The 26,069-nt window shown below is 64.2% G+C and carries 28 protein-coding genes and 1 pseudogene; 16 read left to right on the top strand and 13 right to left on the bottom strand.

From position 1 onward, the window contains the following. Positions 1 to 8 precede the first annotated feature (8 nt). The 8 genes from L0F51_RS18435 (at position 9) to L0F51_RS18400 (ending at position 6,905) form a co-directional block, all read left to right on the top strand. The gene (locus L0F51_RS18435; RefSeq protein WP_234630628.1) at positions 9 to 398 is read left to right on the top strand and encodes a DUF983 domain-containing protein; all 390 of its coding nucleotides are present in this window, start codon (positions 9 to 11) and stop codon (positions 396 to 398) included. After that, positions 395 to 1,147 (top strand): SURF1 family protein, encoded by a 753-nt coding sequence (locus L0F51_RS18430; RefSeq protein WP_234630627.1) that lies wholly within the window; start codon positions 395 to 397, stop codon positions 1,145 to 1,147. Before L0F51_RS18435 ends, L0F51_RS18430 begins: the two co-directional genes overlap by 4 nt. A 58-nt stretch (positions 1,148 to 1,205) precedes the next feature. Continuing rightward, the gene (gene ispH / locus L0F51_RS18425) at positions 1,206 to 2,165 is read left to right on the top strand and encodes a 4-hydroxy-3-methylbut-2-enyl diphosphate reductase (protein WP_234630626.1); all 960 of its coding nucleotides are present in this window, start codon (positions 1,206 to 1,208) and stop codon (positions 2,163 to 2,165) included. Between the two features lie 9 nt (positions 2,166 to 2,174). After that, positions 2,175 to 3,140, top strand: a complete 966-nt coding sequence (thrB, locus tag L0F51_RS18420) for a homoserine kinase (RefSeq protein ID WP_234630625.1) — start codon at positions 2,175 to 2,177, stop codon at positions 3,138 to 3,140. Further along, complete coding sequence (gene rnhA, locus L0F51_RS18415) at positions 3,137 to 3,625, top strand: ribonuclease HI (RefSeq protein ID WP_205649910.1); 489 nt, start codon at positions 3,137 to 3,139, stop codon at positions 3,623 to 3,625. The genes thrB and rnhA overlap by 4 nt, the downstream gene beginning before the upstream one ends. Positions 3,626 to 3,680: 55 nt before the next feature. Beyond that, positions 3,681 to 4,697: a magnesium transporter CorA family protein gene (locus L0F51_RS18410; RefSeq protein WP_128292661.1), complete on the top strand. Its 1,017-nt coding sequence runs from the start codon at positions 3,681 to 3,683 to the stop codon at positions 4,695 to 4,697. A gap of 200 nt (positions 4,698 to 4,897) precedes the next feature. Beyond that, the gene (locus L0F51_RS18405; RefSeq protein ID WP_234630624.1) at positions 4,898 to 6,379 is read left to right on the top strand and encodes an MFS transporter; all 1,482 of its coding nucleotides are present in this window, start codon (positions 4,898 to 4,900) and stop codon (positions 6,377 to 6,379) included. Positions 6,380 to 6,482: 103 nt separating this feature from the next. Next, on the top strand, positions 6,483 to 6,905 hold the full coding sequence (locus tag L0F51_RS18400; RefSeq protein ID WP_234630623.1) for an MAPEG family protein: 423 nt from the start codon (positions 6,483 to 6,485) through the stop codon (positions 6,903 to 6,905). Here the strand turns inward: L0F51_RS18400 and L0F51_RS18395 are convergent. Together L0F51_RS18395 and L0F51_RS18390 are read right to left on the bottom strand one after the other, a co-directional pair. Continuing rightward, complete coding sequence (locus L0F51_RS18395) at positions 6,862 to 7,293, bottom strand: DUF4345 domain-containing protein (RefSeq protein WP_234630622.1); 432 nt, start codon at positions 7,291 to 7,293, stop codon at positions 6,862 to 6,864. The two genes, L0F51_RS18400 and L0F51_RS18395, sit on opposite strands and share 44 nt — an antisense overlap. Positions 7,294 to 7,472: 179 nt before the next feature. Then, positions 7,473 to 8,135 carry a hypothetical protein gene (locus tag L0F51_RS18390; protein ID WP_234630621.1) on the bottom strand — a complete coding sequence of 221 codons (663 nt, stop codon included), beginning with the start codon at positions 8,133 to 8,135 and terminating at the stop codon, positions 7,473 to 7,475. Between the two features lie 58 nt (positions 8,136 to 8,193). Here L0F51_RS18390 and L0F51_RS18385 point away from each other — a divergent pair, with 58 nt between their 5' ends. After that, complete coding sequence (locus L0F51_RS18385; RefSeq protein ID WP_234630620.1) at positions 8,194 to 8,820, top strand: glutathione S-transferase family protein; 627 nt, start codon at positions 8,194 to 8,196, stop codon at positions 8,818 to 8,820. Here L0F51_RS18385 and L0F51_RS18380 read toward each other — a convergent pair. Continuing rightward, positions 8,796 to 9,710, bottom strand: a complete 915-nt coding sequence (locus tag L0F51_RS18380) for a helix-turn-helix transcriptional regulator (protein ID WP_234630619.1) — start codon at positions 9,708 to 9,710, stop codon at positions 8,796 to 8,798. The two genes, L0F51_RS18385 and L0F51_RS18380, sit on opposite strands and share 25 nt — an antisense overlap. A 52-nt stretch (positions 9,711 to 9,762) precedes the next feature. Further along, the gene (locus tag L0F51_RS18375) at positions 9,763 to 11,334 is read right to left on the bottom strand and encodes a trimethylamine methyltransferase family protein (RefSeq protein WP_234630618.1); all 1,572 of its coding nucleotides are present in this window, start codon (positions 11,332 to 11,334) and stop codon (positions 9,763 to 9,765) included. A 223-nt stretch (positions 11,335 to 11,557) separates the two neighbouring features. Between L0F51_RS18375 and L0F51_RS18370 the strand changes: the two genes are divergently transcribed. Further along, positions 11,558 to 12,262: a B12-binding domain-containing protein gene (locus L0F51_RS18370; protein ID WP_234630617.1), complete on the top strand. Its 705-nt coding sequence runs from the start codon at positions 11,558 to 11,560 to the stop codon at positions 12,260 to 12,262. 162 nt (positions 12,263 to 12,424) lie between these two features. Here the strand turns inward: L0F51_RS18370 and L0F51_RS18365 are convergent, their stop codons facing one another. The 3 genes and pseudogenes from L0F51_RS18365 to L0F51_RS20230 form a co-directional block, all read right to left on the bottom strand. Continuing rightward, positions 12,425 to 12,574, bottom strand: coding sequence for an entericidin A/B family lipoprotein (locus tag L0F51_RS18365; protein ID WP_128292653.1), 150 nt, complete (start codon positions 12,572 to 12,574; stop codon positions 12,425 to 12,427). A 96-nt stretch (positions 12,575 to 12,670) separates the two neighbouring features. Beyond that, positions 12,671 to 12,988, bottom strand: coding sequence for a BrnA antitoxin family protein (locus L0F51_RS20030; RefSeq protein WP_255701526.1), 318 nt, complete (start codon positions 12,986 to 12,988; stop codon positions 12,671 to 12,673). 57 nt (positions 12,989 to 13,045) lie between these two features. Further along, positions 13,046 to 13,120, bottom strand: a pseudogene (locus L0F51_RS20230) (BrnT family toxin); the annotation flags it as partial. Between the two features lie 192 nt (positions 13,121 to 13,312). On the opposite strand from L0F51_RS20230, the gene L0F51_RS18355 reads away from it, so the two are divergent. The 4 genes from L0F51_RS18355 to L0F51_RS18340 all read left to right on the top strand — a co-directional run bounded on the left by L0F51_RS18355 (position 13,313) and on the right by L0F51_RS18340 (position 17,646). Continuing rightward, a complete protein-coding gene (locus L0F51_RS18355; protein WP_234630616.1) occupies positions 13,313 to 13,954 on the top strand; it encodes a DUF1638 domain-containing protein in 642 nt (213 codons plus the stop codon). Positions 13,955 to 14,079: 125 nt separating this feature from the next. After that, positions 14,080 to 14,379, top strand: a complete 300-nt coding sequence (locus tag L0F51_RS18350) for a virulence factor (protein ID WP_234630615.1) — start codon at positions 14,080 to 14,082, stop codon at positions 14,377 to 14,379. Between the two features lie 126 nt (positions 14,380 to 14,505). Continuing rightward, positions 14,506 to 15,468: a methyltetrahydrofolate cobalamin methyltransferase gene (locus L0F51_RS18345; protein WP_234630614.1), complete on the top strand. Its 963-nt coding sequence runs from the start codon at positions 14,506 to 14,508 to the stop codon at positions 15,466 to 15,468. Positions 15,469 to 15,627: 159 nt separating this feature from the next. Then, positions 15,628 to 17,646 carry an ASKHA domain-containing protein gene (locus L0F51_RS18340; RefSeq protein WP_234630819.1) on the top strand — a complete coding sequence of 673 codons (2,019 nt, stop codon included), beginning with the start codon at positions 15,628 to 15,630 and terminating at the stop codon, positions 17,644 to 17,646. Between the two features lie 166 nt (positions 17,647 to 17,812). Here L0F51_RS18340 and L0F51_RS18335 read toward each other — a convergent pair whose 3' ends face one another. Beyond that, a complete protein-coding gene (locus L0F51_RS18335) occupies positions 17,813 to 18,001 on the bottom strand; it encodes a ribbon-helix-helix protein, CopG family (RefSeq protein ID WP_092809560.1) in 189 nt (62 codons plus the stop codon). A gap of 488 nt (positions 18,002 to 18,489) precedes the next feature. Between L0F51_RS18335 and L0F51_RS18330 the strand changes: the two genes are divergently transcribed. Then, positions 18,490 to 19,347 carry a hypothetical protein gene (locus L0F51_RS18330; protein ID WP_234630613.1) on the top strand — a complete coding sequence of 286 codons (858 nt, stop codon included), beginning with the start codon at positions 18,490 to 18,492 and terminating at the stop codon, positions 19,345 to 19,347. 59 nt (positions 19,348 to 19,406) lie between these two features. On the opposite strand, the gene L0F51_RS18325 is transcribed toward L0F51_RS18330, so the two are convergent. Genes L0F51_RS18325 through L0F51_RS18305 form a run of 5 tightly spaced genes read right to left on the bottom strand, consistent with a single transcriptional unit; the run spans position 19,407 to position 25,441 of the window. Continuing rightward, complete coding sequence (locus tag L0F51_RS18325) at positions 19,407 to 20,024, bottom strand: class I SAM-dependent methyltransferase (RefSeq protein ID WP_234630612.1); 618 nt, start codon at positions 20,022 to 20,024, stop codon at positions 19,407 to 19,409. Positions 20,025 to 20,064: 40 nt separating this feature from the next. Next, on the bottom strand, positions 20,065 to 20,760 hold the full coding sequence (locus L0F51_RS18320; RefSeq protein ID WP_234630611.1) for a sarcosine oxidase subunit gamma: 696 nt from the start codon (positions 20,758 to 20,760) through the stop codon (positions 20,065 to 20,067). Further along, the gene (locus L0F51_RS18315; protein WP_234630610.1) at positions 20,753 to 23,815 is read right to left on the bottom strand and encodes a sarcosine oxidase subunit alpha family protein; all 3,063 of its coding nucleotides are present in this window, start codon (positions 23,813 to 23,815) and stop codon (positions 20,753 to 20,755) included. Before L0F51_RS18315 ends, L0F51_RS18320 begins: the two co-directional genes overlap by 8 nt. Next, entirely contained in the window at positions 23,815 to 24,180 is a 366-nt protein-coding gene (locus L0F51_RS18310; protein ID WP_128292645.1) for a sarcosine oxidase subunit delta, read from the bottom strand. Before L0F51_RS18310 ends, L0F51_RS18315 begins: the two co-directional genes overlap by 1 nt. A gap of 10 nt (positions 24,181 to 24,190) precedes the next feature. Then, a complete protein-coding gene (locus L0F51_RS18305; RefSeq protein WP_234630609.1) occupies positions 24,191 to 25,441 on the bottom strand; it encodes a sarcosine oxidase subunit beta family protein in 1,251 nt (416 codons plus the stop codon). A 250-nt stretch (positions 25,442 to 25,691) separates the two neighbouring features. Here L0F51_RS18305 and L0F51_RS18300 point away from each other — a divergent pair, with 250 nt between their 5' ends. Then, a complete protein-coding gene (locus L0F51_RS18300; protein WP_234630608.1) occupies positions 25,692 to 26,069 on the top strand; it encodes a MarR family winged helix-turn-helix transcriptional regulator in 378 nt (125 codons plus the stop codon).

Genomic DNA, 26,069 nt, shown 5'->3' with positions numbered 1-26,069 from the left:
TTGATGTCATGACGTCCGAGGCGATCCCGACCAAATCCCCCGATCCGGTTTCGGCCGGACTTCGGGGGCGCTGCCCGCGCTGCGGTCAGGCGAGCATCTTCGACGGCTTCCTGAAGCTCAAGGAGACGTGTCCCGCCTGTGGGCTCAGCTATGGCTTTGCCGATTCCGCCGACGGACCAGCCTTTTTCGCCATGACGTTCGTCGGCTTTCTGGTGGCGGGTGCGGCCGTCATCGTGGAGCTCGCCTATACCCCGCCCTTCTGGGTGCACATCGTTTTGTGGCTGCCGATCGTTCTCGTTCTCTGCCTCATCCTGCTCAGGCCCCTGAAAGGTCTGGCCGTGGCGCTGCAATACGCCAACAAGGCGAAAGAAGGCGAAATCGACCGCAGCGGCCAATGAGGAGCCTCCGCCGCCTCCTCGTCCCCGGCGTTCTCGTGATCGTCGCTGTCGCCATCCTCGTCTCGCTCGGCAACTGGCAGCTCCGGCGTCTCGCCTGGAAAGAAGACCTGATCGCGCAGGTGGCGGAGCGGCCCTCGCTGCCGCCCGTGCCGGAGGAGGCGATCTTCACCAGCGACATCGCCGATCTGCATTACCGCCGCATAGAGCTGTCGGGCCATTACCTGCCGGAAAAGGAAGTGCGCGTCTTCACGAGCCTGCCGCTCGGCGATGCGCGCGGACCCGCCTCCGGCCCCGGCGCCTGGATCATGACGCCGTTTGCCCTCGATGCCGGAGGCACGGTTCTCGTCAATCGCGGCTTCGTGCCGGATCGGGCGGAATGGGCGCCGCCACCTGAGGGCACCGTCGAGATTTCGGGCCTCATCCGCCCCGACGATCCGCCGACCTGGCTCACTCCCGACAACAAGCCTGGCGAGGATCTCTTCTTCTCCCGCTCCATCGCCGCGATCTCGGCGGCCAAAGACCTCGCCGGGCCGGTCGCGCCGATGACGCTCGACCTTCTCGCCTCGCCCGACGGGCCGGCCCTGCCTCAGGCAGGCGAAACGCGCATGTCTTTCCCCAACGACCATTTGCAATATGCGCTCACCTGGTATGGGCTCGCGATCGCGCTCGTTGCGGTTTTCCTCATGTTTGCCGCCCCGCGTCTGCGCGCCGAAAGGGCTGAAAACGATATGCAATCGGGCCTGCGGTGATGGCGACGCTTGACTTCACCCCACCCTCGGACCTACCTCGCCCTGAACGGGACGACCCATGACCAAACCTCAGATCACACTTCATCTTTGCGCCCCGCGCGGTTTCTGCGCCGGCGTCGATCGTGCCATCCAGGTGGTGGAAGAAGCGCTGAGGCGCTACGGCGCTCCGGTCTATGTCCGCCACGAGATCGTGCACAACCGCTTCGTCGTGGAGACGCTCAAGGAAAAGGGCGCCGTCTTCGTCGAAGAGCTCGACGAGATTCCGGAGACCGAGCAGCCGGTGATTTTTTCCGCGCATGGCGTCGCCAAACGCGTGCCGGAAGCGGCGACCGCCCGAAACCTCTTCTATCTCGACGCCACCTGCCCGCTCGTTTCCAAGGTGCACAAGGAAGCGATCCTGCATGAGCGCCGCGGCCGCGAGATCGTGCTCATCGGTCATGCCGGCCACCCGGAGGTGGAAGGCACGATGGGCCAGCTCGAGCCTGGCACGGTCACCCTGATCGAGACGCCGGAGGATGCGCGCGCCTTCACGCCGAAGGATCCGGAGAACCTCTCCTGGATCAGCCAGACGACGCTCTCGATCGACGATACGGCCGAGATGGTGGATATCCTGAAGGAGCGCTTCCCCTCGATCGCCGGCCCGCAGAAGGGCGATATCTGCTACGCCACGACCAACCGGCAGGAGGCGGTGAAGGCCGTCGCCCCGACGGTGGAACGCATGCTCGTCGTGGGCGCACCGAATTCCTCCAATTCCCGGCGCCTTCGCGAAGTCGCCGAACGTTCGGGCTGCCCCAAGGCCATGCTGATCAACCGCGCCGCGGAGATCGATTGGGCCGATTTCGACGGCATCAGCCGCGTCGGGCTGACGGCCGGCGCCTCGGCCCCGGAAGTTCTGGTGGAGGAAGTCGTTGCCGCCTTCCGCGAGCGCTTCGATCTCAAGATCGAGCTCGTGACGACGGCGGAGGAAGACATCACCTTCCTGCTGCCGCGGGCCCTGCGCGACCAGGCTGCAGCGTAAACGCCACGGATGGCAGTCTATACGGAGATTGGGGACGGCGAGCTTCAGGCGTTCCTCAAAGACTACGAGCTCGGCACGCTGCTCGCCTTCAAGGGCATCGCCGAGGGCGTCGAGAACTCGAATTACCTTCTGCACACCGATGCCGGCTTCTACATCCTGACGCTCTATGAGCGGCGGGTGAAAGCCGAGGATCTGCCCTTTTTCCTGTCGCTCCTCGAACATCTGGCGGCCCGCGGCATCGTCTGTCCGACGCCGCTCAAGGGCCGCGACGGGGTGGCGCTGCGCGAACTCGGCGGACGGCCCGCGGCGATCTTTTCATTCCTCGACGGGATGTGGGTCCGCCGGCCGCAGACCGTTCATTGCGCCGAGCTCGGGCGGGCGCTCGCCCAGATGCACGAGGCGGGCCGCGATTTTCCGATGCATCGCGCCAATGCGCTGACCGTCGCCGATTGGCGGCCACTGCATGAACGCGCTTACGAGGCGGCGAGCGAACCCGACGAGAGCCTGCACGCCTTCCTCTCCGACGAGCTCGATTTTCTGGAAAACAACTGGCCGAAAGATCTCCCGTCCGGCGTCATCCATGCCGATCTTTTCCCAGACAACGTCTTCTTCCTCGGCGACGCTATGTCCGGCCTCATCGACTTCTATTTCGCCTGCAACGACTTCTTCGCCTACGACCTCGCCATCTGCCTCAATGCCTGGTGCTTTGAGCCGGAGACGACCTTCAACGTCACCAAGGCGCATGCGCTCTTGTCGGCTTATGAAAAGAGCCGGCCACTGACCCAGGAGGAGCGCGAGGCGCTGCCCATTCTGGCGCGTGGCGGGGCGCTGCGCTTTCTCCTCACCCGTCTCTACGACTGGAACACCACACCACCCGGCGCCTTTGTTACGCGCAAGGACCCGGGCGAATTCGTGCGCAAGCTGCGCTTTCACCGCAGCGTCCGCTCGAGCAGCGAATACGGCTTCGACCTTTGAGCGATAAAGACACCGATAAAGACGCCATCGTCATCCACACCGACGGCGCCTGTTCCGGCAATCCGGGACCGGGCGGCTGGGGTGCCATCCTGCAATATCGCGGGGTGGAAAAGGAGCTCTGCGGCGGCGAAGGCGAAACCACCAACAATCGCATGGAGCTGACCGCCGCGGTGGAGGCGCTCGGCGCTCTCAAGCGGCCCTCGCGCATCGCGCTTCACACCGACAGCGAATATCTGCGCCAGGGCATCACCAGCTGGGTGAAAAACTGGCAGAAGAACGGCTGGAAGACAGCCGCCAAGAAGCCGGTCAAGAACGTCGATCTGTGGCAGGCGCTCACAGCTGCGATCAAGCAGCACGATGTCGAATGGCATTGGGTGCGCGGCCATGCCGGCGACGAGATGAACGAGCGGGCCGACGCGCTTGCGCGCAAAGGCATGGCGCCGTTCAAGAACGGCGGAAGGAAGGCCGGCACACCACGCTCTTGAGCGGATCGAAACGGGGCGCTAGGCGTTCCCTTCCCCGTCCGCAGAAGGAGCCAGGATGCTGCAGATCTACAAGACCCAGGGTGACCGGCTCGTGCCCGTGGATGGCGCAGACCTCACCTCTCCGCCTTCCGTAGACACCGCCCGCGCGCCTCTCTGGATCGATCTTCTGGAACCGACCGCGGCCGAGGCCGCAACGGTCGAAAACTATATCGGCATCGACATCCCGGCCGTCGCCGACCTCGAAGAGATCGAACCGTCCTCTCGCCTCTATGCGGAGGAAGGCGCCGTCTTCATGACCGTCACGACGGTCGTCGGCGTCCAGAGCGGCGAGCCGGCCAAGACGCCTGTCGCCTTCATTCTGCGCAACGGCCATCTCGTCACCGTGCGCTATGCCGAACCGCGTCAGTTCCGCACCTTCCTCGCACAGGCTCAGAAGGGCACGGGCGAACGCTATGATACGGCCGAGGCCATCATGCTCGGCCTCCTCGAAGCGCAGGTGAACTGGCTTGCCGACCTTCTGGAGCTGATCGGCCACGACATCGATTCCATGTCGCACGGGGTCTTTCAGAGCAAGGTGAAGAAGGTCAGCCGCAAGACCGCCGATCTTCGCTCGACCATGGGCGAGATCGGCCGGCAGGGCGATCTCCTGTCGCTGGTGCGGGAAAGCCTCGTCTCGCTGTCGCGCCTTCTGACCTACCACCACACGCTGTCGCCGCGTGCCAAGGGCGACAAGGCGGAAAAGGCCGACAAGGAAGCCAGGAACCGCACCCGCATCCTGGTGCGCGACGCCCAATCCCTGAGCGAGCATGCCAGTTTCCTCTCCACCAAACTCAGCTTCATGCTCGACGCGACGCTCGGCCTCATCAATCTGGAACAGAACCAGATCATCAAGATTTTTTCCGTCGTCGCCGTCATCTTCGTGCCGCCGACGCTGGTCGCCTCTATCTACGGGATGAATTTCGAAGGCATGCCGGAGCTCGGCTGGAGCTTCGGTTATCCGTTCGCGCTCATTTTGATGCTCGTCTCCGCTGGTCTGCCGCTCCTCTATTTCAAGCGCCGCGGATGGCTTTGATGTCCTTCCGCCACGCGCGCCTCACTCCCCTCTGACGGGTATTTTTCCACGCCTCGGTCGCGCAAGGCGCCTCTTCGCCCCCATCTGAAAGCCCTCTGCACCGCGTTTTTGCCGGCGTTTTGTCATTTTTGCGCCGCAAAACGAGGAACCCCGATCTCTACCAGGGGTTTGCATCTCCGATCGAACGGAGGTGACAGGCCGTGACGGACAGATACGCGGATACCCAGAGAGACGACGCGGAAACCCAAAAACCGGACCCCATCGAAACCTTGATCCCGGCGCGGCTCGACCGCCTGCCATGGAGCCGCTTCCATTGGCTGATCGTCTTCGCGCTCGGCATCACCTGGATCCTCGACGGCCTGGAAGTCACCCTCAAAGGCGCCATCAGCGGCGTCCTGCAAGAACCTGAAACTCTCAACTTCACCAGCGCGCAGATCGGCGCGATCGCGTCGTTCTATCTGGCAGGCTGCGTCGTCGGGGCCATCGTCTTCGGGTATCTCACCGACCGTTTCGGCCGAAAAGTTCTCTTCTTCGTCACGCTGACCCTCTATCTCGTCGGCGTCCTCCTCACCGCCTTTTCCTGGAACTGGTGGAGTTTCGCGCTCTTCCGCTTTCTGACGGGCGCGGGCATCGGCGGCGAATATGCGGCGATCAACTCCGCCATCGACGAGCTCATTCCTGCGCGGGTGCGCGGGCGGATCGATCTTTTCATCAACGGCTCCTACTGGCTCGGCGCCGCCGTCGGCTCGCTGTCCACCCTCGTGCTTCTCGATCCGGACATTCTGCCGACCGATATCGGCTGGCGCGTCGGCTTCGGCATCGGCGCAATTCTCGGCCTCTGCATTCTCCTGGTGCGCCGCTATGTGCCGGAAAGCCCCCGCTGGCTCGCCACCCATGGCTACGAAGAGCAGGCGGAAAAGGTCGTCAAAGGCATCGAGGAGGAGATCGAAAGAGAGACCGGCAAAAAGCTGGAGCGGCCGTCGAAGGATCAGGCGATCACCATTCATCCGCGCCGGGTCTTCGGCTTTGCCATCATCTTCAAGACGATGTTCAAGACCTACCCGAAACGCTCCGTCCTCGGCCTGTCGCTGATGGTGTCGCAGGCGTTTCTCTACAACGCCATCTTCTTCACCTATGCGATGGTCCTGACGCGCTTCTACGAGGTCCCGTCGAGCGATACCGGCATGTACCTTCTGCCCTTCGCCATCGGCAATTTCCTCGGCGTTCTCGTGCTCGGCTCGTTCTTCGACACGATCGGACGGCGGCAGATGATCTCCGCCACATACGGTATCGCCGCGACGCTTCTCGTCGTCACCGGCATCCTCTTCGTCCAGGACGCGCTGACGGCAGCGACCCAGACGGCGATGTGGACGGTGATCTTCTTCTTCGCCTCACCGGCAGCAAGCTCGGCCTATCTCACCGTCAGCGAGGTTTTTCCGCTGGAGATGCGCGCCATGGCAATTTCGCTCTTTTACGCCATCGGAACGGCCACAGGCGGCGTGTTGGCGCCTTGGATTTTCGGCTCCTTGATCGGGACCGGCAACCCGATGGACGTCTTCTACGGCTATTGCTTCGCCGCCGCCCTCCTCTTCGTGGCGGCCGGAATCGCCATCGTCTTCGGCGTCAAGGCCGAGCAGCGTGGTCTCGAAGACGTGGCGGAGCCGTTGTCGGCGCAGGCCTGACGCGCCCTTCCGTGCGCGATCTCAAAAGCCAAGGGGCGGTCCCGCCCCTTGGTCTTGCGCGTCACCCGCCTTACGCTGTCTCATCCTTTGAACCGGAGCCTCAATGCCGCTCTTCCTCGTTCTTTTGCCCACCTTCATCCAGGTCGGTCTCACCTTCGTCCTCGCCTTCCATATGGGCCGGGTGCGGTTTGCCGCGATCCGCCGCGGCGAGGTCAATCCCGACGAGATCGCCCTCAACGAGCCGAACTGGCCGACGAAAGCCCTGCAGGCGGCGAATTGCTATCGCAACCAGTTCGAGCTGCCGGTCCTCTTTTATGCCCTTACGGCGCTGGCGGTCCTGACCAACAAGGCGGGCTTCGTCTTCGTCATCCTGAGCTTCGTCTTCGTCGCGAGCCGCATCCTGCACGCCTATATCCACACCGGCTCCAACGAACTGCGGTCCCGCTTCCGCATCTTCGCCTTCGGCCTCTTCGTCCTTCTCCTCATGTGGGTGATGTTTGCGCTGCAGATCCTGTTCGGGATCTGAGGCGGGCCACCCGCCTCTGCCAGACGACGAGACACGGCACCACGGCGAGCTCCATGACGAGCCCGCCGACATGACCGGGCGAAGGCGAGCCCACAAGCACCAGCGAGAGAAGCCGGGCAAGGCCGCCGAGAACGATCAGCATGGAAAGAAGTCGGAAGCGTTCTCCCTTCCTCTCGATCGCCGGGACGCAGGAGAGAAAAGCGAGGCCGACGCCGAAGAAGACGCCGGAGAGAAAGCGCAGATGGCTGTCGAGGTCGACCGGCCATGGGGCGGACGCCTGCAGGAAGCCGGGTCCGAGGACGACGCCCGCTGCGCCGGCGGAAAGCGGAATCAGCGACAGGATCGCAACGACAATCTGGAGAAGAAGGCGTTCTCGGGAAGCGGGCAAGGGGGATCCGATCATTCTCGCGCGGGCTTCGTCACGCGCCGCGGCCTGACCGGACAAAAACCGCTCCCCTCTCCTGGTGTTCCCTCGGCGAGCCAAAACCGCGCCCGCGCAACCGCGCACATCGGTCCGCGACCAGGCTTCGGAGCGCCGACAAACCGGCGCAGCGTGCTCGTCTCTCCTCAGGCCGTGGCGGCGCGGGGCAGGAAGCGCGCAAAAGCCCGCATGTGAAACGCCGTCTCCGCCGGCTGATAGCGGTAAGCGGCGCCGACCGGACAGGCGTTGCGGGCGTGGCAGCCGACGGCGAGACAATCGGCCTCGCGCCTCACGATATGGGCGGCGCAGGCCGCCACGTCATAGGCCGCTTCGCTGACGGCGCTGGCGGGGCAGGTTTTGAGACAGGGCTTTTCGGTGCAGCTCTCGCACGGCATGTCTGGAGCTGGACGCGGCGGCAGATCGAAACGTTCGGCGAAGAGCAAAGCGGCGCGGTAGGCGTGCCAGAGCCCGTACTCGGGATGGATCAGAATGCCGAGCGGCGACGGCCCGAGCCCTTCCGCTCTCCCCGCCCAGCGCTGGAACGGGCGATGCGGCCGATCGAACGGATAGACCGCCTTGCCGCCGAAAGCTTCCGCAACGGGCTCCACCACGTGCTCAGTCCAGCGGTCGAGCGGGTCAGGGCCCTCCCCCGCATGTGGCGCGAAGGCCCGCCACATCGCCGGCCCGGCATTGCCGACGAGGAGGAGCGTACCGCAGCCGTCGAGCCCCACTTCGTCCTTGTCAGGGTGAAACCCGCCGCGCAGGATGAGGCCGTGGCGTCCCAGCCTCGCTGCGATCTCGCTCAGCACCAGCTTGTCTCCCTCTCGCTGCGCAGGTACGTATTCCTGACCTTTTCAGGGGGCAAGCATGATCCTCATCGGCCAATACGATTCCCCTTTCGTGCGGCGCGTCGGCGTGGCGCTCACGCTCTACGACATGCCTTTCGAGCACCGGCCCTGGTCGGTTTTCGGCGATGGAGACAAGATCCGCGCGTACAACCCCTTGATGCGGGTGCCGACCCTCGTCCTCGACAATGGCGACGTCCTCATCGAAAGCCACGCCATCCTCGATTATCTCGACAATCTCGTCGGGGCGGAGCGGGCGATGTTTCCGATCGAAGAGCCGGCGCGCCACCGCGCGATCAAGATCGCCTCGCTCGCCTCAGGGCTCGCAGACAAGGCCGTCAGCCTCATCTACGAATTGCGCCTGCACGGGGAAAAATCCGACATCTGGATGGAGCGCTGTCGCAACCAGATCTCGGGCGTTCTCGCGGCCCTCGAGGCCGACCGCAAGCGGCTCGACGCGCCCTACTGGCTCGGTTCTTCGATCGGCCATGCCGACATTTTCGTCGCGACCGCCTTGCGCTTTTTGAGCGAGGCGCATCCGGGTCTCGTCGATATGGCCACCTATCCGGCGCTCAAAGCACATGCGGAACGGCTCGAGGCACTGCCCGCCTTCAAGACGATCTATCAGCCCTTCGACGCGCCGGTCTGAACAGCCTTCGCGGCATTGATCTTCTTCATGGCGTCGATGACGTCGATGAGCGGCATGTCGATGAAGGCGACGGCTTCTTCCGGCAGCAGCATATCGAGCCCTTTTTCGGCAAAGCGTAAAAGGATCGGGGTCGCGGGCATGTCCTCTTCTGCTTCGAAGAAGAGCTGCGCGGCCTCGTTCGCCTCGATATAGCCGGACTGGCTCGTGCCGTCGGTGAAATGGACGTGCGTGAAGAAGACGAAGCCGTAGGCGTTCTCTTCGTCGATGTTCATCTCCTTCATGAAGTCGCGACAGGTCGCGATGAGCGCCGGCGAATAACTCTCTCCCAGGTCATCGTCCAGAGATCCGGCGACATCGGCGAGCGCCCGGTAAATCTCCAGCGGCACGCCTTCGACCTCGGGATAGGCGACGTCCCAGTCACCTTCCGGGGCATCTGCCTCTTCCGGCAAAAGGCTCAACGCCTTGATGTTCGGCTGATTGATGAGAAGCACGCGGTTGTTGAGAGTGGCGAGGCTCAGCCACTCTTTCACCCCGATGCCCTCATACACGCGCTCCGTGTTCGCAGCGCTCAGCGGGTACCAGCGGCTCGTATCTGATCCCGACAACCGGATGCCGAGATTGCCCCAATAGCCGTCGCTGTCGTTTTGAAGCAGCTGATAATGGCTTGAGGCGGGCTTCGTCCCGAGCGGATTGGTGCCCAGAATATCATCGACGGAGACGCCGAAAATCACGGCGAGATCACGCAATGCGGCGATGCTCGGATGCGCGCGCCCGCCTTCCCAGCGGGCGATCGTCTGCTGCGTGGTGGAAAGGCGCTCCGCGAGTTGCGCCTGTGTCAGCCCCAGCTCCTTGCGGAGGTTTTTGAGGCGTGTGGGATCGAGGTCTGTCATGCGACAAACCTAAATAACACATCATACGCGTGTCAACACATATTGTGTGTTATCAGCTAAAGGCGTCCGGCATCGAGGCCTTCGTCGTCTCGATGAACTCCTTCAACGCTGCGTCGATGCCCTCGTCGAGCGGCGGCGCCTCATACTCGGCGAGCCATTTCTTCCACAGCCCATTGGCGCGTTCCTCGGCCGTCTTTGAGCCTTCCGCCAGCCATTGCTCGAAGGAATTGTTGTCGGCGACGGGCGAGCGGTAGAACGCGGTCTCGAAATTTGCCTGGGTGTGGGCGCAGCCGAGATAATGGCTGCCCGGTCCGACCTCGCGGATCGCGTCCATCGCCTGGCCGTTTTCTGAAAGGTCCACGCCGCGCGAGAGCTGCTGCATCATGGCGAGCTGGTCGCAATCCATGACGAATTTCTCATAGGACGAGACGAGCCCGCCTTCGAGCCAGCCCGCCGCATGCAGCACGAAATTCGTGCCGGCCATCACCGTCGGCGTGAGGGTCTGCGCGCTTTCATAGGCCGCCTGCGCGTCGCAGACCTTCGAGGCGCAGAGCGAGCCGCCGGAGCGGAACGGCAGATTGAGGCGGCGGGCGAGCTGCGCCGCGCCGTAAAGCACCAAAGTCGGTTCCGGCGTGCCGAAGGTTGGCGCGCCCGACTGCATCGAGATCGACGAGGCGAAGGTGCCCATGATCACCGGCGCCCCCGGCCGGCAAAGCTGTGTGAAGGCGGTGCCGGCGAGAACCTCCGCCAGGATCTGGGTGAGCGTTCCCGCAACCGTCACCGGCGACATGGCGCCCGCCAGGATGAAGGGCGTCACGATCGTGCCCTGATTCGCCCGCGCATAGGTCTTGAGCGCGCCCAGCATCGTCGCGTCGAAGACCATCGGCGAGTTGACGTTGATCAGGTTGATCAAAACGCAGTTCTGGTCGACGAACTCCTCACCGAAGACCATGCGCGCCATGGCAACCGAATCAGCCGCCCGTTCCGGCGCCGTGACGGACCCCATGAAGGGTTTGTCGGAATAGCGGATATGGGCATAGACCATATCGAGATGGCGCTTGTTGACCGGAATATCGACCGGCTCGCACACCGTGCCGCCGGAATGGTGCAGCGCCGGCGCCTGGTAGGCGAGCTTCACGAGGTTCTGGAAATCCTCGATCGTGCCGTAGCGGCGGCCATTGTCGAGATCGCGCACGAAAGGCGGGCCATAGACAGGCGCAAACACCGTCGCCTTGCCACCGATTTCGACCGAACGCTCGGGATTTCGGGCATGCTGCGTAAACGTCTGAGGCGCCGTCTTCAGAAGCTCGCGGCACAGACCCTTGGGAAAGCGTACGCGCTCGCCGGAGACGTCTGCCCCCGCCTCGCGCCACATCTCGAGCGCTTCGGGATCTTCGCGAAACTCGATACCGATTTCCTCAAGCACCGTGTCGGCGTTCTGCTCGATGAGCGCCAGGCCCTCTTCGTCGAGAACCGTCTGCTCGGGGAGGATGCGGCGAATGAAGGGCATCTGGAGAGAGCGCGAGCCGGAACGTTTCGCCCGCCTCGCCTCCGCTCCGCCGCTTGCCCGGCGGCGCCGTCCGCCACGCTCGTCCACACCGGCCGTTTCGTCGGTCGTGCCCATCCTCAGCGCTCCTGCCTCAGCGGAAATCGTCAGAGAAGGCTAGAGCGCCGCTTGCCCGCATGGTCTTCCGCCTGCGGCAGAGTGTGACGCGGCGGGAAAACTCGAAAAATTCCAGGTCGCAGACAAAATCATCTCAGGTCGTGATCAAAGCATTGGCTTGCTCTAAATGTCCGCATGATGCGAAGACGCTTCCACGTGCAAACGCTTGGCAAGGAGCCTGTCTGTGGCCGAAGAGGAAATTGTCCTGTCCGAACTCAGCGATGAGGATCTCGTCGCGCAGATGCACGACGATCTTTACGACGGGCTGAAGGAAGAGATCGAAGAGGGTGTGAACATTCTCCTGGAGCGGGGATGGGCACCTTATGACGTCCTCACCAAGTCGCTCGTGGAAGGCATGCGCATCGTCGGCGAGGATTTCCGGGATGGGATCCTGTTCGTCCCGGAGGTGCTTCTCTCCGCCAATGCCATGAAGGCCGGCATGGGGATCCTGCGCCCGCTGCTCGCCGAAACCGGCGCGCCCAAGATCGGCAAGATGGTGATCGGCACCGTCAAGGGCGACATCCACGACATCGGCAAAAACCTCGTCGCGATGATGATGGAGGGCGCCGGCTTCGAGGTGATCAACATCGGCATCAACAATCCCGTCGAGAACTATCTCGCCGCGATCGAGGAACATCAGCCGGACATCATCGGCATGTCCGCGCTTCTGACGACCACCATGCCGTATATGAAGGTCGTCATCGATACGCTGAAAGAGAAAGGCATCCGCGACGATTACATCGTTCTGGTCGGTGGCGCGCCTTTGAACGAGGAATTCGGGCGCGCGATCGGCGCCGATGCCTATTGCCGCGATGCCGCCGTAACGGTGGAGACCGCCACGGATCTCATCAAACGCCGGCACAATCAGCGGGCCAGCGCGGCCGGCTGAGCCTCGCAGGTGCTGGCCGATAGCTCCGGTTCAAAAGCCTGAGCTGCGGGACGATCTTACATAAAAAGAGCGGCGCCCGGGCGCCGCTCATTGCGTTCAAGGGGTTGCTCGGCCCGCACGGCCGCCCCGTCCCGTGGGCGGTCGCACCAGCCGGAAAATGGCTTACGGGTTGCCCTGGACCGTGTCTTCGACGGCGTTGCCGGTTTCCTGAACATCGCGCCCGACACCGCGCACCGTATGCTCGCAGGCGGCCAGGCTCAGGCCGAACGAAGCGAGGACCACAAAGAACACACCACGACGCACAAGATTCATCACAGAACTCCCTGAGGCCGCCACCCCGGCGGCTTTCCTGTGCAACGGCGCCTGAGCGCGATTGGTTCCGGCTCCGATGCGGGCTCGTACATGCCCTCAAGGCTCGCGATGGTGCTCGTAGTATTGCCGCAGAACCGCATTGATGCGCGTCTGGTAGCCACGCCCTCGCGACTTGAACCATTCGAGGACATCCGCATCGATCCGGATCGAGGCGTGGGTCTTCGTGCGCGGCAACGGCACTTCGGTCATGACCCAGTCCGGCGAGACCGCATTAAGCGCGTCGTCCGGATCATTTCCATCCGGCAGACCCTGCCGGGCGGCCCGTTTCCAATCCGAACCGACCTCGCCTCGGCTGCGCATCTCCTCCAGGTCATTCGGCGTGAATCGTACGATGCGCTCTTTCTTCTCCGGCATGGCTCTCCTCATCGAAATCACGCGGAGCACGTCGCCGCGCCACATCCAAATCAACGCGTAATAGGCTCCTTCGATCTTCGCGATCGTCCGCCAGCGCTCTTCTCCATCTCGCGGAGACGGAATGACGACGATTTTCCGGCCATCGAAGAAGAGGGGCGCATCGGCAAAATCGAGGCCTCTGTCGAGCCGCGTTCTCTCTCACTTCGCCTCATCCCACTCAAAGATGATATCGCCACGCTTCATGTATATACACTTTGTAGCACAGTAAGGCCTACAGAGCAGCAGACTTTGCCGACAGAGCTCAGGAGCTCTATAGAAAGCCCGATGAGCGACATTCGCGCAGATGGCCGAGCGCCGCAGCCGGGCGCGGCGAAAGCCGACGATCTCCTCGTCATCGCCTGCGGTGCGCTGGCGCGCGAGATCGGCGACGTCGTCGAAGCGAACGGCCTCGCCCATGTCCGCCTCACCTGCCTGCCCGCCATCCTGCACAACCGGCCGGAAAAGATCCCGGAGGCCGTCCGAGAGGCGATCCGCAAGGCCCGCGCACAAGGCTTTGAGCGCATCCTCGTCGGCTATGGCGATTGCGGCACGGGCGGGCAGCTCGATGCGGTCTGCGCGGCCGAAGGCGTCTCACGCATCGACGGGCCGCATTGCTATGCGTTCTATTCCGGCAATGCCCACTTCGCCGCGCGGGGCGACGCCGATATGGACGCCTTCTTCCTGACCGACTTCCTCGCCCGTCAGTTCGAGGCTTTCGTCATCGAACCGCTCGGCCTCGACCGGCATCCGGAGCTCAGGGATGCCTATTTCGGGCATTACCGCCGCCTCGTCTATCTGGCGCAGCGGCCGGACCCCGCCCTCGAAGCGAAAGCGCGCCAGGCGGCAGAGCGCCTCGATCTCGCCTTCGAGATGCGCGTGACCGGCTATGGCGATCTTGCGGGCTTCCTCGGCGCGGCGCCGGGCTGAGAGATCGCCTCTCTTCCCCTTCCAGGTTGCAGAAGCCGGCAGAAAGTCGCAATTCGGAGCCGACTTGTCGCGGCCAAGCTCGCTTGCGGCCAGGGCGCTGCAACAATCACCCAGGAGAACAACGAATGGCTCAGCGGATCATCCTGTCATGGCGCGATATTCCGGCTCAGGTGATCATCAAGGCGGGGCGGAAAAGCGCCAAGCGCGAATTGCCGATCCGCTTCACGGAAGCGATCGACCGCTGCGCCATGAAGGTCGGCGCGCGTGATTCCGACGCCTATCTCGCGGAATGGCGCCGCGGCGAGCCGACCCCCTGCGGTGACGATCTCGAGGCGGAGGCGGATGCCTCAGCGGCGGCGATCGAGGCCGATTATCCGCCCGAGCGTCTCAAAGCGCTCGTCGATCAGGAAGGCTTCGAGCGCTGAGATCGCACGGCGCAGGCGGCGCGCTTTTGACGCGCCGGGCGCCTGCCGCTACAGACCAGCCCGGAACGAGGGGCGACACCGCCCGAAAACGGGCCCCGCAACGGGACCAGTGAAGGAAGAGCAGGCATGACACGCACCATCGTCGCTTCGGCCAAAAAGGAGATCGCGATCGGCTTCGACCAGCCCTTCTGCGTCATCGGCGAGCGCATCAACCCGACGGGCCGCAAGAAGCTCGCGGCGGAGATGGTGGAGGGCAATTTCGAGACGGTGAAAGCCGACGCGCTCGCCCAGGTCGCCGCCGGCGCCACGATGCTCGACGTCAATGCCGGCGTCACCGCCGTCGACCCGAACGAGACCGAGCCGCCGCTTCTCGTCGAAACGCTGAAGATCGTGCAGTCGCTCGTCTCCGTGCCGATCTCCATCGACAGCTCCGTGCCGGCCGCGCTGAAAGCTGGGCTCGAGGTGGCCGAAGGCCGCCCCCTCGTCAATTCGGTGACGGGTGAGGAGGATCGGCTCGAAGCGATCCTGCCGCTCATCAAGAAATACAACGTGCCGGTGGTGGCGATCTCCAACGACGAGACCGGCATTTCGGAAGATCCGGACGTGCGTTTCGCCGTCGCCAAGAAGATCGTGGAACGCGCCGCCGATTACGGCATCAAGCCCGAAGACATCGTCGTCGATCCCCTGGTCATGCCGATCGGCGCCATGGGGACGGCCGGGCTGCAGGTCTTCGCGCTCGTCAGGCGGCTGCGCGAGGAGCTCAAGGTCAACACGACCTGCGGCGCCTCCAATGTCTCCTTCGGCCTGCCGCATCGCCACGGCATCAACGCCGCCTTCCTGCCGATGGCCATCGCTTCCGGCATGACGTCGGCGATCATGAATCCGGTCCGGCCGCAGGAGATGGAGGCGGTGCGCGCGGCGAACGTCCTCATGGGCACCGACAAGGACTGCATGACCTGGATCCGCTCCTACAAGGACTACCAGCCGGCCGCGGGCGGCACGCCCGCCGCATCGCCCGCCCCGGCGGATGGCGGCGGTGGCCGCCGCCGCGGTGGCCGTGAGGCCCGGCGCGCGCGGATGGGTGACTGACAAGAACACGGCGCAACTCCCCTCCCCCTTGCGGGGAGGGGAATCCCGCCCTGCCAACCGCGGGCAGCACAGCGCAAGCCGCACGACCGTGTATTCTCAATCCAGCCCAATCGATCCTGAAACGTGACCGAACCTCAAAAAGACCCCCTCGTCCTGTTCATGCCGTCAGGAAAACGCGGACGTTTTCCGAAAGGCACGCCCGTCCTCGATGCGGCGCGCCAGCTCGGCGTCTATATCGAGAGCGTCTGCGGTGGGCGCGGCATCTGCGGCCGCTGCCAGATCGAGGCGCAGGAAGGGCATTTCGCCAAGCACGGCATCTCCTCCGCAGCCGACCATCTCTCCGGCGTCACTGAGGCGGAGAACCGCTACGCCGAAAAGCGCGTGCTCACCAAAGGCCGCCGCCTCTCCTGTCAGGCGCTCGTCGAAGGCGATCTCGTCGTCGACGTGCCGCAGGACGTGCAGATCAACCGCCAGATCGTGCGAAAGCGTGCCGAAACGCGGGTGATCGAGCGCGATCCGGCGACCCAGCTCTGTTATGTCGAAGTCGAGGAGCCCGACATGGAAAAGCCGCTCGGCGATGCCGACCGGCTCCTCCATGCGCTTGAGAAGGAATGGGGCTTTCAGAAGCCGCGCATCGCCTCCCGCCTGTTGCCGCAGATACAGAAGCTCTTGCGCGCGGGCGAGTGGAAGGTCACCTGCGCGGTCTATATCGACGGGCGGGCCGAGGGCGGCGGACCGATCGTGACGGCGATCTTCCCGGGCTTTCACAATGTCGGCTGCGGGCTTGCCGTCGACATCGGCTCGACCACGATCGCGGCCCACCTCACCTCTCTCCTCTCCGGCCGCACGATGGCGTCTGCCGGCGCGCCCAACCCGCAGATCCGCTTCGGCGAGGATCTGATGAGCCGTGTCTCCTATGTGATGATGAACCCGGAAGGCCGGGCGCAGATGACCAAGGCGGTGCGCGACGCGATCGGCGTTCTCATCGCCGAGCTCGTCCAGGGCGCCGGCATCACCGCCGACGACGTTCTCGAAGCGGTCTTCGTCGGCAATCCGATCATGCACCACCTCTTCCTCGGCATCGATCCGACGGAGCTCGGCGGCGCGCCCTTCGCGCTTGCCGTCTCCGACGCGGTCACCTTGGAGGCGCGCGAGATCGGCCTGCCGATCAACGACGGCGCGCATGTCTATGTGCTGCCCTGCATCGCCGGCCATGTCGGCGCCGATGCCGCCGCGGTGACGCTCGCGGAAGGCCCGCACCGCGCCGACGAGATGACGCTCGTCGTCGATGTCGGCACCAATGCGGAGATCGTTCTCGGCAACAAGGAAAAACTCGTCGCCGCCTCCTCGCCGACGGGACCGGCCTTCGAAGGCGCGGAGATTTCCGGCGGTCAGCGCGCCGCCCCCGGCGCGATCGAGCGTGTCAGGATCGACCGCGAGACGCTGGAACCGAAGATCAAGGTGATCGGCGGCGACGAATGGTCGAACGAGGAAGGTTTTGAGAAGGTCGCGCGCGATGTCGGCGTCACCGGCATCTGCGGCTCCGGCATCATCGAGGTCGTGGGCGAGATGTATCTCGCCGGCATCATCGACGAAGACGGCGTCATCGACGGCAGTCTTGCGGCGAAGTCTGAGCGAATTCAGCCGACGGGCCGCACCTTCTCCTATCTCCTCTGGCGGGGCGACGAGGCCGCCAAAAGCCAGGAGATCAAAATCCTGCAGACCGACATCCGCGCCATCCAGCTCGCCAAGGCGGCGCTTTATGCGGGCGTGCGTCTGTTGATGGACAGGCTCGGGCTTGAACAGGTGGAGGCGATCAAACTCGCCGGCGCTTTCGGCTCCTATATCGACCCGACCTACGCGATGGTGATCGGCCTCATTCCCGACTGCCCGATCGACAAGGTGAAGGGCGTCGGCAATGCCGCCGGCACGGGCGCGCGCATGGCCCTCCTCAACCGCTCCTACCGGCGCGAGATCGAGGAGGTCGTCAGAAGGATCGAAAAGATCGAAACGGCGATGGAGCCGCGCTTCCAGGAGCATTTCGTGGCGGCCATGGCGTTCCCGAACAAGGTCGAGGCGTTCCCCCACCTTGCCGGAGCCGTCACGCTGCCGCCGCGCAAGGTGCTCGGCGGAGGCGAAGACGGACGTCCGCGCCGACGCGGCGGGCGCCGGCGCTGAGCCGCCACCTCTGCGTCTGCCCCGCGCGTGCCGAGAGAACTCGCATGGCACGAAAGCCGGACATACGCATCTCGTGACGATGCGGCAGAGCCGCATCGCCGGCGACGAAATCGAGTGTCTTGGAAGCGTTGGAGCGCGTCAGCGCTCTTCCGCGTCAGCCCCCGCGTCAACCCTCTGCGCGGCGCGGGATCGCATGTCGCGTCGGGCCGGCCGTTTCGCGGCGCTCACGCCATTCCAGAAGAGCCTCGCGTACCACGTCGTTCATCGATTCATAGAGACCGTCCCGAACGGCTTGCTGCAAGATCACAGCGAGCTGCGGCGGAAGAGCGATACTTATCTTCTCGATGGCACTCATGGCTGACTGGCCTTCCTCCAGGACCACCCCGACTAGCCCCTGTTGAGGGGGGTCCGACCTGCGCACTTAGGCGACGAGCGGAGATTTGCGGGCGATCATGGTCGTATTAGGGCGGATCGACGTCCATTTGCGCCATCAGCTATTTGCCCCTGCGACAAGATTCCTCAAGTATTCACGAGTTCATTCACAGCGCCGTCTGCAAGTCGCAAGCCGCCCTGCGGCACTTGAGAATTTCTGCGTGAGAACAACCAGCAGAGTAGCGAACAGCATCGCCCCGTTGCGCGGTCGCTCGGTGCATCTCGGAGGATTGCGTCAGGACCGTTCTTAGCCGTCTTGCCTGTCCGGACACGCGGCATGAACGGCTGCTCTTTCCCGCACTTTAGAATCAACTTATTTCGCGCGGTGCTGTCGCTCTGGCAGCGCTCGATCGCTTCGCTCGCCTGGTGCACCTGGCTGCCGACACATCCCGACATGATCTGGAGACAATCTTGAGTTCTGAGCAAGCTATGAGCGTGGTTACGCTGCTCACGTCGCTGGTCATCGGCTTTCTTGTTTTTATCGCCTACGACACCTTCAAGAAGACGGGCCCTCTCGATGAGGAGCCGATCACGTCGAATAAGGGCTCGATCATGATCTACATGATCTGGCAGGCCGGGATTTCTCTCGTGCTGACGTTCGGCGCGACGCTTCTGACGATCGAAATCTACGGGATATTCGATGGCAATCCGCCGGAAGCCGCCTTCTGGAGCGTGCCGACCATGTTTGCGCTGGCAGGCGTCGCCTATGCCTACGCCGCGCTGCTTCGTGCAAAAGATGCGGGGCGGACACGCGGCTTCGCGCTTCTCGGGATCGTGCCGATCGCCAATCTCTGGCTCATCTTTGCCTCCCCGAAGAAAGCTCCCGAACGGCCGGCCTATGTCCCGGCATGGCGCATCGTGCGCATCGCCATCGCTCTCGCCGCGGTCGTCATCAGCGTCGGATTGCGCACGTTGCAGGACGAGGCCTCGCGCATGCTTTTCCAGGCACAGGTCGCCGATCGCGTCGAAGAGCGAGTCGCCATCCAGAACGAGCGCCTGCCCAAGCAATTGAATGAGATGACGACGCTGGAAGAGGTGAATTTCGATGCCAGCGAAAAGGAGATCGTCTACCGATATTCGTTCGCGTCGTCCGACATCGATGCCGCGTCCATCCAAGCCTGGCTCGCGAATACGATGAAACCGCGCGTCACGCCATCAACGTGTCAGGATCCGGTCGTGGCCGAATTCGGCTGGGTGACGCGCTTCCGGTATCTGGATGCAGACGAAAATCTCGTCGCCGAAATGTCGATCTCGAACGAGGATTGTTGAGGAGGCGGCTGGCGCGCCAGCCGCCCTGCCTGCGCATCGACGACTTTGGCGAGGTCGTCTCAGCCTTTCCGCGCGACGATATAGGGGCCGTGCGGGTTCGTGCCGAAGACACGTTCGTCGACGATCTCGAAACCCGCCTGGCGAATCGCCTCGCGCAGAGCCGGTTTGGTCAGCGCATTCGCCTTTGGGAAAAGCCCGAAGGTTCGCAGCCCGAGGAACAGGGCGCGCAGCTTCAGGCTCATATCGGCAAAACACCAGGTCTTGGCGATCATCATCCCGCCGGGTTTCAGATGCGCGTGGATTGCGGCCAGCGTGCCTTCGAGGTCATCGACCAGATGCAGCACCTGGAAGGCGCAGATCGCATCGAACGGTCCACCGTCGAAAGCGCTTTGCGCATCGGCGAGGACGAAGCGCAGATTGCCCGGCGCCGGCTTCGCCTTGGCGATGCGCAGCATCTCGGGCGAGAAATCGGTCGCGATCCATTCCGCCACGAAGGGCGCAAGGCGGATCGCCGTTCCGCCCGTGCCGCAGCCGATCTCCAGGACGCGGTCGGTCGGCGCAAACCGGCCGGACGCATCGGCCAGCATCGCTTCATAAGCTTCCGGATCCTTGATCGGCCGTGCCGCGTAGCGCTCGGCGATCTTGTCCCAGAAGCTCGCATGTGCCGTCTGTGTCATCGCCTGCCCCCGCCGCGATCACGCTGTGGCGCCGAGGCGCTCACGCTTTCTTTGAATGCACGCTTTCTGTGAGGAAGGTTTCGTCGGCTGCCGGGATTTGTTCCGGCACGCCCCATTCGCGTCCGGCATCGGCGAGCACGCACCACAGATAATCCGCCATCGACCAGCGCACATAAAGACGGAAGCGTGCGGTCTCCTCCTCCCCGTGCTCCAGCCACAGCCAGCCCTGGGCGCGCGCGAAATTGGAGCCCGCGACATGCCCGACCGGAAAGCCGCGCGGATGCAGATCGAGCGTCGTCAGCTTCATCAAGGCTTCGCGCGCCTTGCGGCCGGAGATCTCGACCGCGGTGTAATAATCGCTCACATCAACGAGCTGGTGGTGCTGACCCGCGAGGCCTTTCTCCACCGCCTCGGCAAAGGCTGCAGCCTCCGCCTCCGGCACCAGAAGCAGGAATTCGTCGGGTCCGAGCCAGAAGACGACCCGCTCGCCGTTGACGACGGACATCAATGGTGCCGCCGGCAGATCGAGACCCGCCGCCTCGCGAAACGCCTCGCCCCCGCTCGCCGGATCGAGCCGCAGAATGAATTTGCCCGCGAAGGGCGTTTCGGCAAGGCGCAGCGTTCCCGGCGCTCCTTCCACGGGCTGGCGCAGCGCCAGCGGCGTGCGTCGCTCCGGCGGAGTCAGGCCTTCAGGCGGCGCCACAGCTTCAGACGACTTCGTCGCATTCTCAGCCATGGCCGCCCTCCCGGCGCACGGCCTGCGGCAGTGCGCCCTTTTCGTTCAGATCCAGGAAGTCGATCTCCGTCACGCGCACCGGCACGGTCGGCTCGCCGCCGCGCGTGGCAAAAATCCGGTCACCGATCCGCCCGCCGCCCCCGGAGACGAGCGCAAGCGCGATCGAACGGCCGATATTGGGGCTGTAATAGCTCGACGTGACATGCCCCAGAACCGGCACGGGCGGTTCGGGCTCGTTGCGACGCTCGATCAGATGGGCGCCTTCTTCCAGAACGAGATCGGGGTCTTCCGTCAAAATACCGACGAGCTGGCGGCGATCCGTCCGCACCGTATCGGTGCGGAACAGCGAGCGGCGGCCGATGAAATCGCCGCTCTTCTTGACGATCCAGTCCATTCTGAGATCGCCGGGCGTGACCGTGCCGTCGGTGTCCTGGCCGACGATGACAAAACCCTTTTCGGCGCGCAGGAGATGCATCGCCTCCGTGCCATAGGGCGTGATGCCGTGTCTGGCGCCCTTCTCCATGATCTGCCGCCACATCCAGCGCCCATAGGTCGCCGGAATATTGATCTCGTAAGAGGTCTCGCCGGTGAACGAGATGCGGAAGACGCGCACCGGGATGCCGCCCATGGTCGCGTCGCGCCAGTCCATGAACTTGAAGCGCTCGGGATCGGCATCGAAATCGTCGAGAAGCTCGGCGATCAGCGCCGGGGATTTCGGTCCGCAGATCGAGGCGACGGCCCATTGTTCGGTGACGGAGGTGAGGAAGACCTTCAGATCCGGCCATTCCGTCTGCAGATAATCCTCGAGCTTGGCGAGGACCGAAGCCGCGCCGCCCGTCGTCGTCGTCATGTGGAAGTGATCGTCGGCGATGCAGGCGGTCACGCCATCGTCGGCGACCATGCCGTCCTCACCGAGCATCAGCCCGTAGCGGCAGCGGCCGGGCGCGAGCTTCGACCAGGAATTGGTGTAGACGCGGTTCAAAAACTCGCGCGCATCCGGCCCCTTCACGTCGATCTTGCCGAGCGTCGAGGCGTCGAGAACGCCGCAATCGGTGCGTGCCGCACGGGCCTCGCGCTGCACCGCCTGGAAGAAATCCTCGCCCTCGCGCGGATAGGCCCGCGGACGCAGCCAGTCGCCGACGGGCTCGAAGACGGCGTCACGGCGGCGATGCCAGCCATGCATCGGCGTCGTCCGCCGCGGGGCGAAATGTGGCCCGACATGCTGACCGGCGATCGCCGCAAACGTCACCGGCTTATAGGGCTGGCGGAACGTCGTCGTGCCGACGGCCGGCAGTTCCTCGCCGCGCTCGTTGGCGATGAAGGCGAAGGCGTTCAGGTTGGCGATCTTGCCCTGATCGTTGCCCATGCCGGTGGTGGTGTAGCGCTTGGCATGCTCCACCGCCTGATAGCCCTCTTGCAGAGCGAGCCGCAGATCTTTCGTGGTCACGTCGTCCTGGAGATCGATCCAGGCGCGGCGGCGGTGCGGCGGCAGATGCGAGGGCATCTCCGGCATCACCTTCAAATGGCCCTGGCCGAGTTCCACGCCATCGACGTCGGGAACCGTCACATCGCCGGAATCAAAGCCCGCCTGCGCCGACGCTTCCACACCGGCGCGGGCACCTTCGGCCAACACGTCGGTGAGCGCATAGGTGCCGTTGCAGGCGCCGGCCGAACGCTCTTTCTGCCAGGAGCGGCCGGGGCGGAAGGCAGCGAGTTCGGGGTCGTAGCGCAGCTTGCCGCGCGATTGCGAAAACAGCGCGGCGTTCGGCGCATAGCCGCCGGCAACCGCCAGAAGATCGCACCCGATGTGGGAAAAACTCGTGCCGACGCTGCCGTCGCGATGCAGCGGGCGCACCTCGACCTGATTGACGCGGTGGCGGCCGGAGGTGCCGACCACCGTCGAGCTTGCATGGATCGGAATGCCGAGCCGTGCCGCCTCTGCCATATGCTCGCCGGAGAGATCGGAGCGCACATCGATGATGCCGGCGATCTCCGCACCGTTGCGGGCCAGATCGAAGGCCGTCACCCAGCCGGTATCGTTGTTGGTGAAGATCGCAGGCCGCTTGCCGGCGAGCACGCCGTAGCGGTGCAGGAAGGTGCGCGCCGCACTTGCGAGCATGATGCCCGGGCGGTCGTTTTCGTGGAAGACGAGTGGGCGCTCCAGCGCGCCGGCCGCCAGCACCACCTCCTTCGCGCGCACCCGCCACAGGCGCTGGCGCGGCAGATGGCCGAGGCGCTTCTCCTTCGGCAGATGGTCGGAGACCTTCTCCCAAAGACCGAGGAAATTGTTGCCGTAATATCCGAAGGCGTTGGTGCGGGTGAGGATCGTCACCTCGGGCAGCGCGGCAAGCTCGTTCTGGATGTCGGCCACCCATTGCGCCGGCTGCACACCGCCCAGAGACAATCTCTCGGGATCGCGCGACAGGATGGAGCCGCCGAGGCGGTCCGTCTCTTCGACCAGGATGACGCGCGCACCGGAGCGTCCGGCGGCGAGCGCCGCCATCAGGCCGGCGGGGCCGGCGCCCACGACAACGACGTCGCAATGCCGGTTCACGGTCTCGTAGCGGTCGGGATCGCCCGCCTCCGGCGCACGCCCGAGGCCCGCGAAGGCGCGGATCAGCGGCTCGAACAGCGCGGTCCAGGTGCCCGGAGGGCCCTTGAAGGTCTTGTAGTAGAAGCCCGCCGGCATGAAGCGCCAGAAGGGATCGAGGATGCCGCCGATATCCGTGCCGAGAGACGGCCAGCAATTCTGCGAACTCGCCACCAGCCCGTCGTAGATTTCCTGCTCGGCGGCGCGGGTGTTGGGATCGAAGCGCTTGGAATCGACGCCGATCGCGACAAGGCCTGCCGGATCGGCGGAGCCTGCCGCGTAGATGCCGCGCGGACGGTGATATTTGAAAGACCGCGCCACCATGTGGCGGCCATTGGCGATCAAGGCCGAGGCGAGCGTGTCGCCCGGATGGCCGTGATAGGAAATGCCGTCATAGGTGAAACGGATGGTGCGCGAACGCTGGACGAGACCACCCTGTGGCGTGCGGAACGGCTGCTTCGACATCACTCGGCCTCGCCCGGCTGCATCACCTTGACGGCATCATTGCCCGAGCCGATCGGCGCTTCGCCGCACGGCGTCGCGGGCAGCTTCGCCTGCACCTCCGGAGCCCTCTCGCCGATCTTGTAGACGGCGAGAATTTCGTCGGTCGCGGTGTTCCTCAGCATGTTGAAGAAGCGGCGGCAGCCGGCGGAATGCACCCAGCGCTCGGCGAGGACGCCTTTCGGGTTCGACCGCATGAAGACGAAATCGGCCCATTCGGCGTCGCTCATATCTTCGCGCCATTCCGGCCGGGCGATATGGGCCTCGCCGCCATAGGAGAATTCGGACTGGTCGCGCGCGCCGCAATAGGGGCAGGAGATCACAAACATGGGGCTTCTCCTAATGCGCGACGGCTGCCGCGCCGTGCTCGGCCACGAGGTTGCCGGTGACGAAGCGCTCCAGCGTGAACGGTGCGGCGATCGCGTTCGGCTCGTCATTGGCGACGAGATCGGCCATGGCGTGACCGGATCCCGGCGTCGCCTTCCAGCCACCGGTGCCCCAGCCGCCGTCGATATAGAAGCCCTTCACCTGCGTCTTGGAAATGATCGGCGAGGCATCCGGGCAGACATCGACGATGCCGCCCCACTGGCGCATCATCCGAACCCGAGAAACGAACGGGAAGAGCTCGATCAGCGCCGCCATCTGATGCTCGATGATGTCGAAGGAGCCGCGCTGCGCATAGGACAGATAAGGATCGATGCCGGCGCCGATGACGAGCTCGCCCTTCGAGGACTGGCTCATATAGACGTGGACGGCATTCGACATGACCACACATGGCAGAACCGGCTTCAAAGGTTCTGAGACGAGTGCCTGCAGCGGATGACTTTCGATCGGCAGGCGCAGGCCGAGCATGCCGGCGATCACCGAGGTGTGGCCGGCGGTGACACAGGCGACCTTTCCGGTCGCGATCGTGCCGCGCGTCGTGCGGACACCCGTGATCGCGTCCTTATCCGTGTCGATGCCCGTCACCTCGCATTGCTCGATGATGTCGACACCCATGTCGGAGGCGGCGCGCGCAAAACCCCAGACGACGGCGTCATGCCGATTGACCCCGCCGTCGCGCTGCAGGGTCGCGCCGATCACCGGATAACGGGCATCGGCCGCCACCGAAATCGGCGGGCAAAAGGCCTTCACTTCCTTGGCTTCCAGCCACTCGGCCTCGACGCCGTTCAGACGGTTCGCTTCCACGCGGCGCTTCAGCTGGCGCGCCTCGCCCTCGTCATGGGCGAGATTGAGAACGCCGCGATGGCTCATCATGATGTTGTAGTTGAGCTCGCGCGACAGATCCTTCCACAAGGTCAGCGCGTGGTTATAAAGCGCGGCCGAAGCATCGTAGAGATAGTTGGAACGGATGATGGTGGTGTTGCGGCCGGAATTGCCGCCGCCGATCCAGCCCTTTTCCACGACGGCGATGTTGGTCATGCCGTGGAGCTTGGCGAGATAGTAGGCGGTCGCCAGCCCATGGCCGCCGCCGCCGATGATCACCGCATCGTAGGAGGGTTTAGGCTCCGCTTTGCGCCACGCGGGCTGCCAGCCCTTGTGGCCGCTCAGGCCTTCTCGAATGAGGCGGACGACGTTGTAGCGCTGCATGAGAGCCGTTTAGCCGCCGCAGGCCTTAAGAGCAAATGCACGAGCGACGTCCGATTGTCGCTCTACGCCCTTTTCACCTCTTCCGACTAAGCCATTTGGATGAGGTCCCTTACGGACATTTCATTTGCACATTATAAGCATGCTTATTATATGCCCGCCTATGGAGCACAAAACATCTCTCGGATTTCTGATTACGGATGCGGCGCGCCTGCTCAGGCGGCGCTTCGAACAGAATTCACGGCAGTTCGGCATGACCGCGGCGCAACTCCACATCATGGGGCGCCTTTCCAAGATCGAAGGCATCAACCAGGCCGGTCTTGCGGCGCTCCTCGACATGGAGCCGATCACCGTCTGCCGTCATGTCGATCGCATGGAGACCGCTGGCCTCATCGAACGCCGGCAGGATCCGAACGACCGGCGCGTCCGCACGCTGCACATCACCGACAAGGGACGTGAGCTTTTGCCGGACATGCGCAATCTCGCAAACGAGATCTTCGAGGAAGCGCAAAGCGGACTCTCGGAGGGGACACGCGCGACCCTGCTTACCGCGCTTGAACGAATTGTCAGTAACCTGTCGGAACGGCCCGGGGAAGAGGTCGAGCCGCAGCGTCAGCATGTGGAAGCCTGA

Origin of the sequence: Afifella sp. H1R (genome assembly GCF_021462425.1) — a bacterium.
GTDB classification, from domain to species: domain Bacteria; phylum Pseudomonadota; class Alphaproteobacteria; order Rhizobiales; family Afifellaceae; genus Afifella; species Afifella aestuarii.
Note: the sequence above shows the minus strand (reverse complement) of the source record. Positions and strands in the feature narration are given on the sequence as shown.

Excerpts from the sequence above, each read along its gene's own strand:
- L0F51_RS18435 (WP_234630628.1), top strand. The coding sequence starts at position 9 with ATGACGTCCGAGGCGATCCCGACCAAATCCCCCGATCCGGTTTCGGCC.
- L0F51_RS18430 (WP_234630627.1), top strand. The coding sequence starts at position 395 with ATGAGGAGCCTCCGCCGCCTCCTCGTCCCCGGCGTTCTCGTGATCGTC.
- ispH (WP_234630626.1), top strand. The coding sequence starts at position 1,206 with ATGACCAAACCTCAGATCACACTTCATCTTTGCGCCCCGCGCGGTTTC.
- thrB (WP_234630625.1), top strand. The coding sequence starts at position 2,175 with ATGGCAGTCTATACGGAGATTGGGGACGGCGAGCTTCAGGCGTTCCTC.
- L0F51_RS18410 (WP_128292661.1), top strand. The coding sequence starts at position 3,681 with ATGCTGCAGATCTACAAGACCCAGGGTGACCGGCTCGTGCCCGTGGAT.
- L0F51_RS18400 (WP_234630623.1), top strand. The coding sequence starts at position 6,483 with ATGCCGCTCTTCCTCGTTCTTTTGCCCACCTTCATCCAGGTCGGTCTC.
- L0F51_RS18385 (WP_234630620.1), top strand. The coding sequence starts at position 8,194 with ATGATCCTCATCGGCCAATACGATTCCCCTTTCGTGCGGCGCGTCGGC.
- L0F51_RS18380 (WP_234630619.1), bottom strand. The coding sequence starts at position 9,710 with ATGACAGACCTCGATCCCACACGCCTCAAAAACCTCCGCAAGGAGCTG.
- L0F51_RS18375 (WP_234630618.1), bottom strand. The coding sequence starts at position 11,334 with ATGGGCACGACCGACGAAACGGCCGGTGTGGACGAGCGTGGCGGACGG.
- L0F51_RS18365 (WP_128292653.1), bottom strand. The coding sequence starts at position 12,574 with ATGAATCTTGTGCGTCGTGGTGTGTTCTTTGTGGTCCTCGCTTCGTTC.
- L0F51_RS20030 (WP_255701526.1), bottom strand. The coding sequence starts at position 12,988 with ATGCCGGAGAAGAAAGAGCGCATCGTACGATTCACGCCGAATGACCTG.
- L0F51_RS18355 (WP_234630616.1), top strand. The coding sequence starts at position 13,313 with ATGAGCGACATTCGCGCAGATGGCCGAGCGCCGCAGCCGGGCGCGGCG.
- L0F51_RS18350 (WP_234630615.1), top strand. The coding sequence starts at position 14,080 with ATGGCTCAGCGGATCATCCTGTCATGGCGCGATATTCCGGCTCAGGTG.
- L0F51_RS18345 (WP_234630614.1), top strand. The coding sequence starts at position 14,506 with ATGACACGCACCATCGTCGCTTCGGCCAAAAAGGAGATCGCGATCGGC.
- L0F51_RS18340 (WP_234630819.1), top strand. The coding sequence starts at position 15,628 with ATGCCGTCAGGAAAACGCGGACGTTTTCCGAAAGGCACGCCCGTCCTC.
- L0F51_RS18335 (WP_092809560.1), bottom strand. The coding sequence starts at position 18,001 with ATGAGTGCCATCGAGAAGATAAGTATCGCTCTTCCGCCGCAGCTCGCT.
- L0F51_RS18325 (WP_234630612.1), bottom strand. The coding sequence starts at position 20,024 with ATGACACAGACGGCACATGCGAGCTTCTGGGACAAGATCGCCGAGCGC.
- L0F51_RS18320 (WP_234630611.1), bottom strand. The coding sequence starts at position 20,760 with ATGGCTGAGAATGCGACGAAGTCGTCTGAAGCTGTGGCGCCGCCTGAA.
- L0F51_RS18315 (WP_234630610.1), bottom strand. The coding sequence starts at position 23,815 with ATGTCGAAGCAGCCGTTCCGCACGCCACAGGGTGGTCTCGTCCAGCGT.
- L0F51_RS18310 (WP_128292645.1), bottom strand. The coding sequence starts at position 24,180 with ATGTTTGTGATCTCCTGCCCCTATTGCGGCGCGCGCGACCAGTCCGAA.
- L0F51_RS18305 (WP_234630609.1), bottom strand. The coding sequence starts at position 25,441 with ATGCAGCGCTACAACGTCGTCCGCCTCATTCGAGAAGGCCTGAGCGGC.
- L0F51_RS18300 (WP_234630608.1), top strand. The coding sequence starts at position 25,692 with ATGACCGCGGCGCAACTCCACATCATGGGGCGCCTTTCCAAGATCGAA.